This window comes from Mesorhizobium sp. M0276 (assembly GCF_040321755.1).
Lineage (GTDB): Bacteria > Pseudomonadota > Alphaproteobacteria > Rhizobiales > Rhizobiaceae > Mesorhizobium.
Window position 1 is genome coordinate 128937 of the sequence record NZ_JAMYSC010000010.1, and the last position, 14998, is coordinate 143934.

Genomic DNA, 14998 nt, shown 5'->3' on the forward strand with positions numbered 1-14998 from the left:
ATGACCGCATCCCTGAGCGAACTGTCGACCTATCTCGGCGAGAAGCTGATCGACCGCGTGAATGACGCTGATATCGCCTATGGCGAGCTTACCATTCGCGTCGAGCCGCGCGATCTGGTCGAGGTCATGACCTTCCTGCGCGACGATGCGCGCTGCCAGTTCATCTCGATCATCGACATCTGCGGTGCGGACTATCCGTCACGCGCCAAGCGCTTCGACGTCGTCTATCATCTCCTGTCGCCGAAGCAGAATGTGCGCATCCGCGTCAAGGTGCAGGCCGACGAGGAAACCATGGTGCCGTCGATCACCGGCGTGTTCCCCGGTGCCGACTGGTTCGAGCGCGAGACCTACGATCTCTACGGCGTGCTGTTCTCCGGCCATCCCGATCTGCGCCGCCTGTTGACCGACTACGGCTTCGAAGGCCATCCGCTGCGCAAGGATTTCCCGCTGACCGGTTTCGTCGAAGTGCGTTACGACGACGAAGCCAAGCGCGTCATCTACGAGCCTGTGGAACTCAAGCAGGAATTCCGCAATTTCGATTTTTTGTCCCCGTGGGAAGGTACTGATTACGTGCTTCCCGGGGACGAGAAGGCAAAGCAGTAAATGGCTGAGACCTCCGTCCGCAATTTTAACATCAACTTTGGGCCTCAACACCCTGCGGCGCATGGTGTTTTGAGGTTGGTCCTTGAACTCGACGGCGAAGTCGTCGATCGCGTCGATCCGCATATCGGGCTGCTGCACCGCGGCACGGAAAAGCTGATCGAGGCCAAGACCTATCTGCAGGCGATCCCCTATCTGGACCGGCTCGACTATTGCGCGCCGATGAACCAGGAGCACGCTTTCGCGCTGGCCGCTGAGCGCCTGCTCGGCATCGACGTGCCGAAGCGCGGGCAGCTGATTCGCGTGCTCTACTGCGAAATCGGCCGCATCATGTCGCACATCCTCAATGTGACGACGCAGGCGATGGACGTCGGTGCGCTGACTCCGCCGCTGTGGGGCTTCGTCGAGCGCGAAAAGCTGATGGTATTCTATGAGCGCGCCTCCGGTTCGCGCATGCACGCCGCCTATTTCCGTCCTGGCGGCGTCCATCAGGACCTGCCGCAGAATCTGGTCGAGGATATCGGCAAGTGGATTGACCCGTTCCTGAAGTCGATCGACGACCTCGATCAGTTGCTGACCGGCAATCGCATCTTCAAACAGCGCAATGTCGATATCGGCATCGTAACGCTGGCCGATGCCTGGGCCTGGGGTTTTTCCGGAGTCATGGTGCGCGGCTCGGGCGCTCCTTGGGATCTGCGCAAGTCGCAACCCTATGAATGCTATTCGGAAATGGATTTCGACATTCCGATCGGCAAGAACGGCGACTGCTTCGACCGTTACCTCGTGCGCATGGAAGAAATGCGCCAGTCTGCAAAAATCATGCGCCAGTGCGTCGATCTCTTGCTGGGCAAGGAAAGCACCGGTCCAGTGTCGAACCTCGACGGCAAGGTGGTGCCGCCCAAGCGTCAGGCGATGAAGCGCTCGATGGAAGCGCTGATCCACCACTTCAAGCTCTACACCGAGGGTTATCGCGTGCCGGCCGGCGAGGTCTATGCGGCGGTCGAGGCGCCGAAGGGTGAATTCGGCGTCTATCTGATCTCCGATGGCTCCAACAAGCCCTACCGCTGCAAGCTGCGCGCGCCCGGCTTCGCGCATCTGCAGGCCATGGATTTCCTCTGTCGCGGCCACATGCTGGCCGACGTCACCGCCGTTCTCGGCTCCCTCGACATCGTGTTTGGTGAGGTCGATCGCTAAATGTCAGTCCGCCGTCTCGCAGAAGCCAGCGTCCAGCCAGCATCCTTCGCCTTCAACCGCGCGAATGCGGCCGCGGCGAAGCAATGGATCAAGAAGTACCCGAAGGGCCGCGAACCGTCGGCCATCATCCCGCTTCTGATGCTGGCGCAGGAGCAGGAAGGCTGGGTGACGAAGGCGGCGATCGAGACGATCTCCGACATGCTCGGCATGCCCCGTATCCGTGGCCTCGAGGTGGCGACCTTCTACACCCAATATCAGTTGAACCCGGTCGGCACGCGCGCGCATATCCAGGTCTGCGGCACCACGCCCTGCATGTTGCGCGGCTCGGAAGCGCTGATGGATGTCTGCCGGTCAAAGATCCATCACGACCAGTTCCACACCAACGACAAGGGCACCTTGTCGTGGGAAGAGGTCGAATGCCTCGGCGCCTGCGTCAACGCGCCGATGGTCATGGTGTTCAAGGATACTTTCGAAGACCTCACCCCCGAACGGCTGGCCGAGATCATCGACCTCTATGATGCGGGCAAGGGCGCCTCGGTAACGCCGGGGCCGCAGAACGGCCGCACGGGCTCGGAGCCGGCCTCCGGCCTCACCAGCCTGAAGAGCGAAAAGGCGATTCTCAAGTCGACCCGCGATAGGGAGGCCAGGGAGGCGGCCAAGGCCGCCAAGGCGGCGCCTGATGCGATCATCGCCACGGTCGCGCCAGTAGCAGCTGACGCTCCGGTTGCGCCGTCGAAGGCCAGCAAGCCGAAAACCGATGCGCCGGAAACCAGCCCGGCGCTGAAATCGCCTTCGCCGGTCAAAGTGGCGCCGGCCGTTGAAAAGGCGGCGAGCGTTTCGGCACCGTTGCATTCGGCCGCCAATGCCAACAAGGCGGACCCCGAGGTCGAGCAGGTTTCCAAGCAGCGCAGCGGCCCGAAGAACAAAGCCGAGCCGGCGACCGCCTTCAAAGCACCGGAAGTCAAAGTGCCGGCGGCGAAAGCCGCCAAGCCTTCCAAGCCGTCGCTGGAGGACAAGAACCGTCCAGCCGGCATCGACAGGCCGGCACTGGTCGACGACCTCAAGCTGATCTCGGGCGTCGGGCCGAAGATCGAAGGCATCCTGCATTCCCTTGGCATTTTCACTTTCGCGCAGATCGCATCGTGGAAGAAGGTCGAGCGTGAGTGGGTGGACGGCTATCTCTCCTTCCAAGGCCGCATCGAGCGTGACGACTGGGTCAAGCAGGCCAAGGCGCTCGCCAAGGGCGGCGTCGCCGAATACATCCGCGTCTTCGGCAAGAAGCCGGTCTGAGGGACGAAAAATGCTTCAGGACAAAGATCGCATCTTCACCAACATCTACGGCCTATTCGACAAGTCGCTGGCCGGCGCGCAGGCGCGCGGTGCCTGGGACAACACGCCGGGCATCGTCGCGAAGGGACGCGACTGGATCGTCAACGAGATGAAGGCGTCGGGCCTGCGCGGCCGCGGCGGCGCAGGCTTTCCGACGGGCCTCAAATGGTCGTTCATGCCCAAGCAGAGCGACGGCCGGCCGAGCTACCTCGTCATCAATGCCGACGAATCCGAGCCAGGCACCTGCAAGGATCGCGACATCCTGCGCAATGACCCGCACACGCTGGTCGAGGGGGCGCTGCTTGCCGGTTTCGCGATGGGTGCGATTGCAGCCTACATCTATGTGCGCGGCGAGTTCGTCCGTGAGCGCGAGGCGCTGCAGCGGGCGATCGACGAGGCCTATGAGGCCAAGCTGATCGGCAAGAACAACACCTCCGGCTATGATTTCGAAATCTACATGCACCACGGCGCCGGCGCCTATATCTGCGGCGAGGAGACAGCACTCCTCGAAAGCCTCGAAGGCAAGAAGGGCCAGCCCAGGCTGAAGCCGCCATTTCCGGCCAATGTCGGCCTTTATGGTTGTCCGACCACGGTCAACAATGTCGAATCGATCGCCGTGGCGCCAACCATTCTGCGCCGCGGTGCTGCCTGGTTCTCGTCCATCGGCCGGCCCAACAATGTCGGCACCAAGCTGTTCTGCATCTCCGGCCACGTCAACAATCCGTGCACGGTCGAAGAGGCGATGTCGATCCCGTTCCGCGAGCTGATCGAGACGCATTGCGGCGGCATTCGCGGCGGCTGGGACAATCTTTTGGCGGTCATCCCCGGCGGTGCATCGGTGCCCCTGGTGCCGGCCGAGCAGATCATCGATACGCCGATGGATTTCGACGCATTGCGCGACCTCAAGTCCGGCCTCGGTACGGCGGCTGTCATCGTCATGGACAAGTCGACCGATATCGTGAAGGCGATCGCTCGGCTTTCCTACTTCTACAAGCACGAGAGCTGCGGCCAGTGCACGCCGTGCCGCGAAGGCACGGGCTGGATGTGGCGGGTGATGGAGCGCCTTGTGCGCGGCGAGGCGCAGAAGCGCGAGATCGACATGCTGCTCGACGTCACCAAGCAGGTCGAGGGTCACACGATCTGCGCGCTGGGCGATGCGGCGGCATGGCCTATCCAGGGCCTGATGAGGCATTTCCGCGGGGAGGTGGAGCGGCGCATCGACGAGTTTTCGCGCAACGCGCACCGGGCCGAACCGGTGATGGTGGCGGCGGAATAGAAGAATTTTTTGAATGCGGGCGAGAGCCCGAAGGGAAATACGGGCAAGTGCCCGATCTGAGATAACCGGGGCGGGCGAACGAAGAAACGACCAGGAGAATCTATGGCGCCGTATTCGACTCCCAATCCATTGATGCCCAATTTGGACCAGCTCGAGAAAATGAACCAGGATCTGACCAGGATGATGCCGAAGGAGATGGCCAGTGCCGTCAACCTTCTCGTACATCCCGTGGCGGGTGTGGCGGCGATGTCGGCGCTTGGCCTCGGGTTCGCCAATCACGCATTCGGCGTCTGGCTGGGCGCGCTTTCGGGGGCGGCGGAGGCCTCGCAACGGCTGCTGCAGCCGATCGTCGATGATTTCGAGGCGCGCGTCGCGCAGTTCGACGATCCGAGTCCGTCCTCCACCAGGGCGCGCGCGACGGCGAAAACCATGATTGCCGAGGCGCAGTCCTTTGCCCAGGAAGTCACGGACATTGCCGCGAAGGAACCGGCCGCTGCAGTGCCGGCGGCGAATGCCGTCCCGGCGGCCGGCGACGCCGCCGATGTGCTGATGCCAGAGGATTTCAGACAGCCCAAGGCGATAGAAAAGCCGGCAGAACCGGCGGACCTCAAGGCCATATCGGGTATCGGTCCCAAGCTGGAAAAGGTTCTCAACGGCCTGGGCATCTGGACCTATGCCCAGATCGCGGCATGGACGCCGCAAGAGGTTGCCTGGGTCGAGGACTATCTGTCGCTCGGCGGACGTATCGGCCGCGACGACTGGACGGCCCAAGCGGCGGCGCTCGCCGTCACGAAGTGAATGAAATGCCCGGTGTGGTTTCGACCATGCCCGGAAAAAGAGATTGCGGGAACTCCGCAGGGGTTTGAGGCGAATGGCAAAGCTCAAGGTCGACGGGAAAGAGATCACTGTACCCGACCACTACACGCTGCTGCAGGCGGCGGAAGACGCTGGCGCGGAAGTGCCGCGCTTCTGCTTCCATGAGCGGCTGTCGATCGCCGGCAATTGCCGGATGTGCCTGATCGAGGTGAAGGGCGGACCGCCCAAGCCGCAGGCTTCCTGTGCCATGGGCGTGCGCGACCTGCGCCCCGGCCCGAATGGCGAGGCGCCGGAAATCTTCACCAACACGCCGATGGTCAAGAAGGCCAGGGAAGGCGTGATGGAGTTCCTGCTGATCAACCATCCTCTGGATTGCCCGATCTGCGACCAAGGCGGCGAATGCGACCTGCAGGACCAGGCGATGGCCTTCGGCGTCGATTCCTCGCGCTATCATGAAAACAAGCGCGCGGTCGAAGACAAGTATATCGGGCCTCTGGTCAAGACGGTGATGAACCGCTGCATCCATTGCACGCGCTGCGTCCGCTTCACCACGGAAGTCGCCGGCATCTCCGAACTCGGCCTGATCGGCCGTGGCGAGGACGCCGAGATCACCACCTATCTCGAAAGCGCGATGACCTCGGAGCTGCAGGGCAATGTCATCGACCTGTGTCCGGTCGGCGCCCTTACCTCGAAACCCTTTGCGTTCCAGGCGCGGCCGTGGGAGCTAACCAAGACCGAATCCATCGACGTGATGGACGCGGTCGGCTCGGCGATCCGCGTCGACAGCCGGGGCCGCGAAGTGATGCGCATCCTGCCGCGCGTCAACGAAGCGGTGAACGAGGAGTGGATTTCCGACAAGACCCGCTTCATCTGGGACGGCCTGCGCACGCAGCGCCTCGACCGCCCCTATGTGCGCAAGGACGGCAAGCTGGTTCCGGCAAGCTGGGCCGAGGCGTTCGCCGCGATCAAGGACGAGGTGTCGAAGACCGCTCCCGAGAAAATCGGCGCCATTTCAGGCGATCTCGCCGCGGTCGAGGAAATCTACGCGCTGAAGCTGCTGATGGCCTCGCTCGGTTCAAGAAATATCGACTGCCGCCAGGACGGTGCCGCCCTCGATCCGGCGCTTGGCCGTGCGAGCTATATCTTCAACCCGACCATTGAAGGCATCGAGCAGGCCGATGCGGTGCTGATCATCGGCGCCAACCCGCGCTACGAAGCCTCGGTGCTCAACGCCCGCATCCGCAAGCGCTGGCGGATCGGCAATTTGCCGGTCGGTGTCGTCGGCGATGTCGGCGACACGCGCTATGACTACGAACAGCTGGGCGCCGGCCCGGATTCGCTGAAGGATCTGGCGGACGGCAACGGCAAGTTCTTCCAGGTGCTTAAGAAGGCGACACGTCCGCTTGTTATCGTCGGCCAGGGCGCGCTGGCGCGCGCCGATGGCGCGGCCGTGCTCGGCCAGGCGGCAAAACTAGCCGCCGCTGTGAACGCTGCTCGCGCGGACTGGAACGGCTTTGCCGTACTGCACAATGCGGCCGGACGTGTCGGCGGCCTCGATCTCGGCTTCGTGCCGGGCGAGGGCGGCAAGAATGTTGCCGGCATGCTGGGCGACATGGAGCTGCTGTTCCTGCTCGGCGCCGACGAGATCGACATGGCCAAGACCGGCGGCGCCTTCGTCGTCTATATCGGCACGCATGGCGACAAGGGCGCACACCGCGCCAATGTCATCCTGCCGGCTGCCGCCTATACCGAAAAGTCGGCCACCTATGTCAACACCGAGGGCCGCGTGCAGCAGACCAACCGTGCCGGCTTCGCGCCGGGCGAAGCGCGCGAGGACTGGGCGATCCTGCGGGCCCTGTCGGATGTACTGGGCAAGAAACTGTCGTTCGATTCGCTGCCGCAACTGCGCGCAAAACTCTACGGAGAATACCCGCACCTGGCCCGCATCGATCAGGTCGCGGCCGGCAATGCCGAGGACATCGCCAAAGTGGCCAAGCTCGGCGGGCGCCTGAACAAGGGCACCTTCACCTCGCCGGTCAAGGATTTCTACCTGACCAACCCGATCGCGCGGGCATCGGCCGTGATGGCGGAATGCTCGGCGCTGGCCAAGAGCGGCTTCAAGCAGGCGGCGGAATAAGCATGGACACTTTCTTCTCCTTCTACGTGCTGCCGGCGCTGCTGATCCTGTTGAAGTCGGTCGTGCTGATCGTCGTGCTTTTGATCTTCGTCGCCTACATCCTCTACGCCGATCGCAAGATCTGGGCGGCGGTGCAATTGCGCCGCGGCCCGAACGTCGTCGGCCCCTGGGGCACGCTGCAGGCATTCGCCGATCTGCTAAAGTTCGTCTTCAAGGAACCGGTGATCCCGTCCGGCGCCAACAAGGGCGTCTTCCTGCTGGCGCCGCTGGTCTCGGCCGTGCTGGCGATCTCGGCCTGGGCGGTCATCCCGGTCAGCCAGGGCTGGGCGATCGCCAACGTCAATGTCGGCATCCTCTATGTCTTCGCCATTTCCTCGCTCGAGGTCTATGGCGTGATCATGGGCGGCTGGGCGTCCAACTCGAAATATCCATTCCTCGGCGCGCTGCGTTCGGCCGCGCAGATGGTGTCCTACGAAGTCTCGATCGGCTTCGTCATCGTCACCGTGCTGCTCACTGCCGGCTCGCTCAACCTGTCCGAAATCGTGCTGTCGCAGCATGACGGGCTTGGTACGCGGCTTGGCCTGCCCAACACCTTCCTCGATTGGAACTGGTTGGCACTGTTCCCGATGTTCATCATCTTCTTCATCTCGGCACTGGCCGAGACGAACCGTCCGCCTTTCGACCTGGTGGAAGCCGAATCGGAACTGGTCGCCGGGCACATGGTCGAGTACTCGTCGACGCCGTTCCTGCTGTTCTTCCTCGGCGAGTATGTCGCCATCGTACTGATGTGCGCGCTGGCCACCATCCTGTTCCTCGGCGGCTGGCTGCCGCCCTTCGATTTCGCGCCGTTCACCTGGGTGCCGGGCGTCATCTGGTTCGTGCTGAAGGTCTGCTTCGTGTTCTTCGGCATTTCCATGGTGAAGGCCTTCGTGCCGCGCTATCGCTACGACCAGCTGATGCGGCTTGGCTGGAAGGTGTTCCTGCCTATCTCGCTGTTCATGGTGGTCGCCACCGCCGCCGTCCTCAAGATCACGGGGTTTGCGTGATGTCCACTCTTTCCCAAGCCGCAAAATCGCTGCTGCTGCAGGATTTCGTCAGCGCCTTCTTCCTGTCGATGCGCCAGTTCTTCGCGCCGAAGGAGACGATCAACTATCCGCACGAGAAGGGGCCCACCAGCCCGCGCTTCCGGGGCGAGCACGCGTTGCGCCGCTATCCCAATGGCGAGGAACGCTGCATTGCCTGCAAATTGTGCGAGGCCATCTGCCCGGCTCAGGCGATCACCATCGAGGCCGGGCCGCGCCGCAATGACGGCACGCGCCGCACGGTGCGTTACGACATCGACATGGTGAAGTGCATCTATTGCGGCTTCTGCCAGGAAGCCTGCCCGGTCGATGCCATCGTCGAGGGGCCGAATTTCGAATTCGCGACGGAGACGCGCGAGGAACTCTACTACGACAAGGACAGGCTGTTGGCGAATGGCGACCGTTGGGAGCGCGAACTGGCGCGCAACATCTCGCTGGACTCGCCGTACCGCTGATATTTGACGCATGGACGGGGCGAGAGGCCTCGGCCAGAGGATGATCCCGAAAAGTTGCAGCCTTTTCGGACCTGATCATCCTCAGGAATTCTGAGTGGCGCATGTTTCTTTCGATCGGGTCTTTCAACCCGATCGGAACATGGGCTAGGAACACGCAACTTGCCGACCGGAGGCGGTGGCAAAAATCGAAACAGGACGAGCGTCCTGTTCGGACAGGAACCTGGGGGAACCCCAATGCTGAGTGGACTAGAGGCGGCCTTTTTCTACCTCTTCGCCTTTGTCGCGGTGGCGTCGGCGTTCATGGTCATTTCGTCGCGCAACCCCGTGCATTCGGTGCTGTTCCTGATCCTGACCTTCTTCAACGCCGCCGGCCTGTTCATGCTGACCGGGGCCGAGTTCCTGGCGATGATCCTGCTCGTCGTCTATGTCGGCGCGGTCATGGTGCTGTTCCTGTTCGTGGTCATGATGCTCGACGTCGATTTCGCCGAGATGAAGGAAGGTGCCCTGCAGTATGCGCCGATCGGCGCCATGGTTGGGCTGATCCTGGCGGCGGAGCTGATCGTCGTGCTAGGCGGCTATACATTCGCGCCGCAGCTCGCCTCTACGGTCTCGAAACCCATCCCGGATCTCGCAGCGCGGACAAATACGGCCGCACTCGGCGACATCCTCTATACCGACTACCTCTACTACTTCCAGATTTCGGGCCTCATCCTGCTTGTCGCCATGATCGGTGCCATCGTACTGACGCTGCGCCACAAACCGGGGATCAAGCGGCAGTCGATCGCGGCCCAGGTCGGCCGCACGCCGGCGACGGGCATGGAAATCCGCAAGGTCAAGACAGGCGAGGGGCTCTGAGATGGTTGTCGGCATCGCGCATTACCTGACCGTATCGGCGATCCTGTTCACGCTCGGCGTGTTCGGCATCTTCCTGAACCGCAAGAACGTCATCGTCATCCTGATGTCGGTCGAGCTGATCCTGCTTGCTGTGAACATCAATTTCGTCGCCTTTTCGGCCGCACTTGGCGACCTGGTCGGCCAGGTTTTCGCGCTGTTCGTGCTGACGGTCGCGGCGGCCGAGGCCGCCATCGGACTTGCCATTCTCGTCGTCTTCTTCCGCAACCGCGGCTCGATCGCGGTCGAAGACGTGAACATGATGAAGGGTTGACGGAACCACCATGTATCAGGCCATCGTCTTCCTTCCGCTGCTCGGCTTCCTGATCGTCGGCCTGTTCGGCACGTCGCTCGGCGCCAAGGCGTCCGAATACATCACCTCCGGCTTCCTGGTGATCGCGGCCGTGCTGTCGTGGATCGCGTTCTTCACCGTCGGTTTCGGCCATGGCGAGGTGTTCACCGTGCCCGTGCTGCGCTGGATCCAGTCGGGCGGACTGGAAGCGTCCTGGGCGCTGCGGATCGACACGCTGACGGTGGTGATGCTGGTGGTGGTCAACACCGTGTCGGCGCTGGTCCACATCTACTCGATCGGCTACATGCACCACGATCCGAACCGCCCGCGCTTCTTCGCCTATCTGTCGCTGTTCACCTTCGCCATGCTGATGCTGGTGACGGCGGACAATCTGGTGCAGATGTTCTTCGGCTGGGAAGGGGTCGGTCTCGCCTCCTACCTGCTGATCGGCTTCTGGTACAAGAAGCCGTCGGCCAATGCCGCGGCGATCAAGGCCTTCGTCGTCAACCGCGTCGGCGATTTCGGCTTTGCGCTCGGCATCTTCGGCTTGTTCGTGCTGTTCGGCTCGGTCAATCTCGGCACTATCTTCGCCAATGCGGCTACGTTCGTTCCGGCCGAAGGCGCGCCACAAGGCGCCGCCGTGCTGACCTTCCTTGGCTATGCGCTGGACAAGCAGGCGGCCATGACGATCGTCTGCCTGCTCCTGTTCATGGGTGCCATGGGCAAGTCGGCGCAGGTGCCGCTGCACACCTGGCTGCCGGACGCCATGGAAGGGCCGACGCCGGTTTCCGCACTGATCCATGCCGCCACCATGGTGACGGCCGGCGTGTTCATGCTGGCGCGCCTGTCGCCGCTGTTCGAACTGTCGCATTCGGCACTGATGGTTGTCACCTTCATCGGCGCCTTCACCGCCTTTTTCGCGGCGACGGTCGGCCTTGTGCAGAACGACATCAAGCGCGTCATCGCCTATTCGACCTGTTCGCAGCTCGGCTACATGTTCGTGGCGCTCGGCGTCGGCGCCTATGGCGCGGCGATCTTCCATCTGTTCACGCATGCCTTCTTCAAGGCACTGCTGTTCCTCGGTTCTGGCTCCGTCATCCACGCCGTTTCCGACGAGCAGGACATGCGCAGGATGGGCGGCTTGCGGACGCTGATCCCGACCACTTACTGGATGATGGTGATCGGCACGCTGGCGCTGACTGGCGTCGGCATTCCGGTGACGGTCATCGGCACCGCCGGCTTCTTCTCCAAGGACGCCATCATCGAGAGCGCCTTTGCCAGCCACAATCCGGTTGCCGGCATGGCCTTCGTGCTTTTGGTCATCGCCGCCTGCTTCACCTCCTTCTACTCCTGGCGGCTGATCTTCATGACCTTCCACGGCCAGCCGCGGGCGAGCCATGAGGTGATGCACCACGTCCACGAATCGCCGCCAGTGATGCTGGTGCCGCTGTTCATCCTGGCGGCCGGCGCGCTGTTTGCCGGCATCATCTTCCACGGCGCCTTCATCGGTGAAGGCTATGCCGAGTTCTGGAAGGCGTCGCTGTTCACGCTGCCGGAAAATCGCATCCTGCACGAGATCCACGAATTGCCGCTGTGGGTCGAACTGTCGCCGTTCATCGCCATGCTGATCGGTTTCGCGGTGGCCTGGAAGTTCTACATCCGCTCGCCGGAAATGCCCGTCAATCTGGTTGCACACCATCGCGGGCTCTATGCCTTCCTGCTCAACAAATGGTATTTCGACGAACTCTACGACTTCCTGTTCGTGCGGCCCGCCAAGCGCCTCGGCCATTTCCTGTGGAAGACCGGCGACGGCGCCGTCATTGACGGCCTCGGCCCGGATGGCATCTCGGCGCGGGTCGTCGATGTCACCAACCGCGTGGTCAAGCTGCAGACCGGCTATCTCTACCACTATGCCTTCGCCATGCTGATCGGCGTTGCCGCACTCGTCACCTGGATGATGCTCTGATGACCGCCTGGCCAATCCTCTCGCTGGTCACCTTCCTGCCGCTGGTTGGTGTGCTGCTCATCCTGTTCATCAACGATGACAGTGAAAACGCGCGCCGCAACATCCGCGCGATCGCTCTGTTGACGACGACGTTCACGTTCGTCATCTCGCTGTTGATCTGGACCGGTTTCGACAATTCGCAGTCCGGCTTCCAGTTCGTCGAGAAAGTTGCCTGGCTCGACTCCGGCATTTCCTACCATATGGGCGTCGACGGCATCTCGATGCTGTTCGTCATCCTGACGACCTTCCTGATGCCGCTCTGCATCCTGGCGTCGTGGGAATCGATCGAGAAGCGCGTCAAAGCCTACATGATCGCCTTCCTGCTGCTCGAAACGCTGATGATCGGCGTGTTCTGCGCGCTCGATATCGTGCTGTTCTACGTCTTGTTCGAAGCCGGCCTGATCCCGATGTTCATCATCATCGGCGTCTGGGGCGGCAAGCGGCGCGTCTATGCGTCGTTCAAGTTCTTCCTCTACACGCTGGCCGGCTCGGTGCTGATGCTGCTCGCCATCATGGCGATGTTCTACCAGTCCGGCACGACCGACATCCCCACTCTGTTGACGCACAATTTCCCGGCCAACATGCAGACATGGCTATGGCTCGCCTTCTTCGCCTCTTTCGCGGTGAAGATGCCGATGTGGCCGGTGCATACCTGGCTGCCGGACGCGCACGTCGAGGCACCGACGGCGGGGTCGGTCATCCTGGCAGCTATCCTCTTGAAGATGGGCGGTTACGGGTTCCTGCGTTTCTCCTTGCCGATGTTCCCGCTGGCGTCCGAGATGTTCGCGCCGCTGGTCTTCGTGCTCTCCGTCGTCGCCATCATCTACACTTCGCTGGTGGCGCTGATGCAGGAGGACATGAAGAAGCTGATCGCCTATTCGTCGGTCGCCCATATGGGCTTCGTCACCATGGGCATCTTCGCCATGAACCAGGAAGGCGTGCAGGGTGCCATCTTCCAGATGCTCAGCCACGGCCTCGTCTCCGGCGCGCTGTTCCTGTGCGTCGGCGTTATCTACGACCGCATGCACACGCGCGAGATCGACGCCTATGGCGGCCTGGTCAACAACATGCCGAAATACGCCGCCGTGTTCATGATCTTCACCATGGCCAATGTCGGCCTGCCCGGCACCAGCGGCTTCGTCGGCGAGTTCCTGACCATGCTCGGCGTGTTCCGGGTCAATACCTGGGTGGCGTTCTTCGCCGCCACCGGCGTCATCCTGTCGGCCGCCTACGCGCTCTGGCTCTATCGCCGGGTGATCTTCGGCGCGCTGACCAAGGACAGCCTGAAAAACCTGCTGGATCTGTCGCCGCGCGAGAAGCTGATCATCTACCCGCTGGTCATGCTGGTCATCTTCTTCGGCGTCTATCCCGCACCCGTCTTCGACGCGACGGCCGAATCGGTCAAGTCGCTCGTCACCAATGTCACTGCATCCATCGGCGCCGCGCAGACCGCGGCGGCGAACTGACCAGAGGTTTTGCGAAACATGACGCCGGACCTTCTCTCCAGCCTGTCGCTCTCGACGCCAGAGTTGATCCTTGCCGTCGGCGCCCTGGCGCTGCTGATGGTCGGGGCCTATTCGCGCGCCAACACAGCCAACACGGTGACTGGCATTGCCGTCGCCGTGCTGGTGATCGCCGGAGCCTGGCTGATCTTCCAAACCGGGCAGGGCAGCGCCTACGGCAATGCATTCATCCAGGATACCTTCGCCCACTTCATGAAAGTGCTGGCGCTGGTCGGCTCGGCGGTGACGCTGGTTATGTCGATGCGCTTTGCCAAGGCGGAACGGTTCGACAAGTTCGAATATCCGGTGCTGATCCTTCTCTGCACGCTCGGCATGATGCTGATGATCTCCGCCAACGGCATGATCGGCCTCTATCTCGGCCTCGAACTGCAGTCGTTGGCGATCTATGTGCTGTGCGCGATCAATCGTGACAATCTGCGCTCGACCGAGGCCGGCCTCAAATATTTCGTCCTCGGCGCGCTGTCGTCGGGCATGCTGCTCTACGGCATCAGCCTGGTTTACGGCTACACCGGCAACACCGGCTTCCAGGAGATCGCAACGGCACTGGGCAGCGGCGAGCGCCAGCTTGGCCTCGTCTTCGGTCTCGTCTTCGTGCTGGCCGGCCTTGCCTTTAAGATCTCGGCGGTGCCGTTCCACATGTGGACGCCCGACGTCTATGAGGGCGCGCCGACGCCGGTGACGGCCTTCCTGGCGGCGGCACCGAAGATGGCGGCGATGGCGCTGATCGTGCGCGTCACCATGGGCGCGTTCAAGCCGATCGCCGCCGACTGGCAGCAGATCATCGTCTTCATCTCGATCGCTTCGATGGCGCTCGGCGCCTTCGCCGCGATCGGCCAGACCAACATCAAGCGGCTGATGGCTTATTCCTCGATCGGCCATATGGGCTACGCGCTGGTCGGCCTTGCCGCCAACAGCCAGGCCGGCGTGCGCGGCGTCGCCATCTACATGCTGATCTATCTGGTGATGACGCTCGGCACCTTCGCCTTCATCCTCGCCATGCGGCGCAAGGAAGGCAATGTCGAGCAGATCAGCGATCTGGCCGGCCTGTCGTCGACCAACCCGATCATGGCGACGATCCTGACCATCCTGATGTTCTCGCTGGCCGGCATTCCGCCGCTCGCCGGCTTCTGGGGGAAATGGTACGTCTTCCTCGCCGCCATCAATGCCAATCTCTACGCGCTGGCGATCATCGGCGTGCTGGCCTCTGTCGTGGGCGCCTATTATTATCTGCGCATCATCAAGATCATGTGGTTCGACGAACCGGTCGGCGGCTTCGTGCCGATGGCGAGCGAATTGCGTGTCGTGCTCGGCGTCTCCGGCGCCTTCGTGCTGTTCTATGTGCTGATCGGCGGACCGATCGGCACCTATGCCGAAGCCGCCGCCAAGACGTTTTTCTAG

At 62.4% G+C, this 14998-nt stretch carries 13 protein-coding genes; all 13 read left to right on the forward strand.

Annotated features, from left to right (window positions below; genetic code table 11):
- The 13 genes from NKJ01_RS10535 to nuoN all read left to right on the forward strand — a co-directional run bounded on the left by NKJ01_RS10535 (position 1) and on the right by nuoN (position 14998).
- On the forward strand, positions 1-603 hold the full coding sequence (locus NKJ01_RS10535) for an NADH-quinone oxidoreductase subunit C (protein ID WP_023757134.1): 603 nt from the start codon (positions 1-3) through the stop codon (positions 601-603).
- Positions 604-1794 (forward strand): NADH-quinone oxidoreductase subunit D, encoded by a 1191-nt coding sequence (locus NKJ01_RS10540; RefSeq protein WP_023757136.1) that lies wholly within the window; start codon positions 604-606, stop codon positions 1792-1794.
- The gene (locus tag NKJ01_RS10545; RefSeq protein ID WP_023757137.1) at positions 1795-3084 is read left to right on the forward strand and encodes an NADH-quinone oxidoreductase subunit E; all 1290 of its coding nucleotides are present in this window, start codon (positions 1795-1797) and stop codon (positions 3082-3084) included.
- 10 nt (positions 3085-3094) lie between these two features.
- Positions 3095-4399 carry an NADH-quinone oxidoreductase subunit NuoF gene (gene nuoF / locus NKJ01_RS10550; RefSeq protein ID WP_352602917.1) on the forward strand — a complete coding sequence of 435 codons (1305 nt, stop codon included), beginning with the start codon at positions 3095-3097 and terminating at the stop codon, positions 4397-4399.
- A gap of 102 nt (positions 4400-4501) precedes the next feature.
- Positions 4502-5197 carry a helix-hairpin-helix domain-containing protein gene (locus NKJ01_RS10555; RefSeq protein ID WP_352727719.1) on the forward strand — a complete coding sequence of 232 codons (696 nt, stop codon included), beginning with the start codon at positions 4502-4504 and terminating at the stop codon, positions 5195-5197.
- Between the two features lie 73 nt (positions 5198-5270).
- On the forward strand, positions 5271-7352 hold the full coding sequence (gene nuoG, locus NKJ01_RS10560) for an NADH-quinone oxidoreductase subunit NuoG (protein ID WP_352602913.1): 2082 nt from the start codon (positions 5271-5273) through the stop codon (positions 7350-7352).
- A gap of 2 nt (positions 7353-7354) precedes the next feature.
- The gene (gene nuoH / locus NKJ01_RS10565) at positions 7355-8398 is read left to right on the forward strand and encodes an NADH-quinone oxidoreductase subunit NuoH (RefSeq protein ID WP_023757141.1); all 1044 of its coding nucleotides are present in this window, start codon (positions 7355-7357) and stop codon (positions 8396-8398) included.
- Complete coding sequence (nuoI, locus tag NKJ01_RS10570) at positions 8398-8889, forward strand: NADH-quinone oxidoreductase subunit NuoI (protein ID WP_352727722.1); 492 nt, start codon at positions 8398-8400, stop codon at positions 8887-8889. The genes nuoH and nuoI overlap by 1 nt, the downstream gene beginning before the upstream one ends.
- 234 nt (positions 8890-9123) lie before the next feature.
- Entirely contained in the window at positions 9124-9744 is a 621-nt protein-coding gene (locus NKJ01_RS10575) for an NADH-quinone oxidoreductase subunit J (RefSeq protein WP_352727724.1), read from the forward strand.
- Between the two features lies 1 nt (position 9745).
- Positions 9746-10054 carry an NADH-quinone oxidoreductase subunit NuoK gene (nuoK, locus tag NKJ01_RS10580; RefSeq protein ID WP_019858930.1) on the forward strand — a complete coding sequence of 103 codons (309 nt, stop codon included), beginning with the start codon at positions 9746-9748 and terminating at the stop codon, positions 10052-10054.
- 10 nt (positions 10055-10064) lie between these two features.
- Positions 10065-12038, forward strand: a complete 1974-nt coding sequence (gene nuoL, locus NKJ01_RS10585) for an NADH-quinone oxidoreductase subunit L (RefSeq protein WP_352727726.1) — start codon at positions 10065-10067, stop codon at positions 12036-12038.
- On the forward strand, positions 12038-13543 hold the full coding sequence (locus tag NKJ01_RS10590; RefSeq protein WP_352727728.1) for an NADH-quinone oxidoreductase subunit M: 1506 nt from the start codon (positions 12038-12040) through the stop codon (positions 13541-13543). The genes nuoL and NKJ01_RS10590 overlap by 1 nt, the downstream gene beginning before the upstream one ends.
- Before the next feature lie 18 nt (positions 13544-13561).
- Positions 13562-14998 (forward strand): NADH-quinone oxidoreductase subunit NuoN, encoded by a 1437-nt coding sequence (nuoN, locus tag NKJ01_RS10595; RefSeq protein WP_023757145.1) that lies wholly within the window; start codon positions 13562-13564, stop codon positions 14996-14998.

Coding starts and splice junctions, on each gene's coding strand:
- NKJ01_RS10535 (WP_023757134.1), top strand. CDS start 1: ATGACCGCATCCCTGAGCGAACTGTCGACCTATCTCGGCGAGAAGCTG.
- NKJ01_RS10540 (WP_023757136.1), top strand. CDS start 604: ATGGCTGAGACCTCCGTCCGCAATTTTAACATCAACTTTGGGCCTCAA.
- NKJ01_RS10545 (WP_023757137.1), top strand. CDS start 1,795: ATGTCAGTCCGCCGTCTCGCAGAAGCCAGCGTCCAGCCAGCATCCTTC.
- nuoF (WP_352602917.1), top strand. CDS start 3,095: ATGCTTCAGGACAAAGATCGCATCTTCACCAACATCTACGGCCTATTC.
- NKJ01_RS10555 (WP_352727719.1), top strand. CDS start 4,502: ATGGCGCCGTATTCGACTCCCAATCCATTGATGCCCAATTTGGACCAG.
- nuoG (WP_352602913.1), top strand. CDS start 5,271: ATGGCAAAGCTCAAGGTCGACGGGAAAGAGATCACTGTACCCGACCAC.
- nuoH (WP_023757141.1), top strand. CDS start 7,355: ATGGACACTTTCTTCTCCTTCTACGTGCTGCCGGCGCTGCTGATCCTG.
- nuoI (WP_352727722.1), top strand. CDS start 8,398: ATGTCCACTCTTTCCCAAGCCGCAAAATCGCTGCTGCTGCAGGATTTC.
- NKJ01_RS10575 (WP_352727724.1), top strand. CDS start 9,124: ATGCTGAGTGGACTAGAGGCGGCCTTTTTCTACCTCTTCGCCTTTGTC.
- nuoK (WP_019858930.1), top strand. CDS start 9,746: ATGGTTGTCGGCATCGCGCATTACCTGACCGTATCGGCGATCCTGTTC.
- nuoL (WP_352727726.1), top strand. CDS start 10,065: ATGTATCAGGCCATCGTCTTCCTTCCGCTGCTCGGCTTCCTGATCGTC.
- NKJ01_RS10590 (WP_352727728.1), top strand. CDS start 12,038: ATGACCGCCTGGCCAATCCTCTCGCTGGTCACCTTCCTGCCGCTGGTT.
- nuoN (WP_023757145.1), top strand. CDS start 13,562: ATGACGCCGGACCTTCTCTCCAGCCTGTCGCTCTCGACGCCAGAGTTG.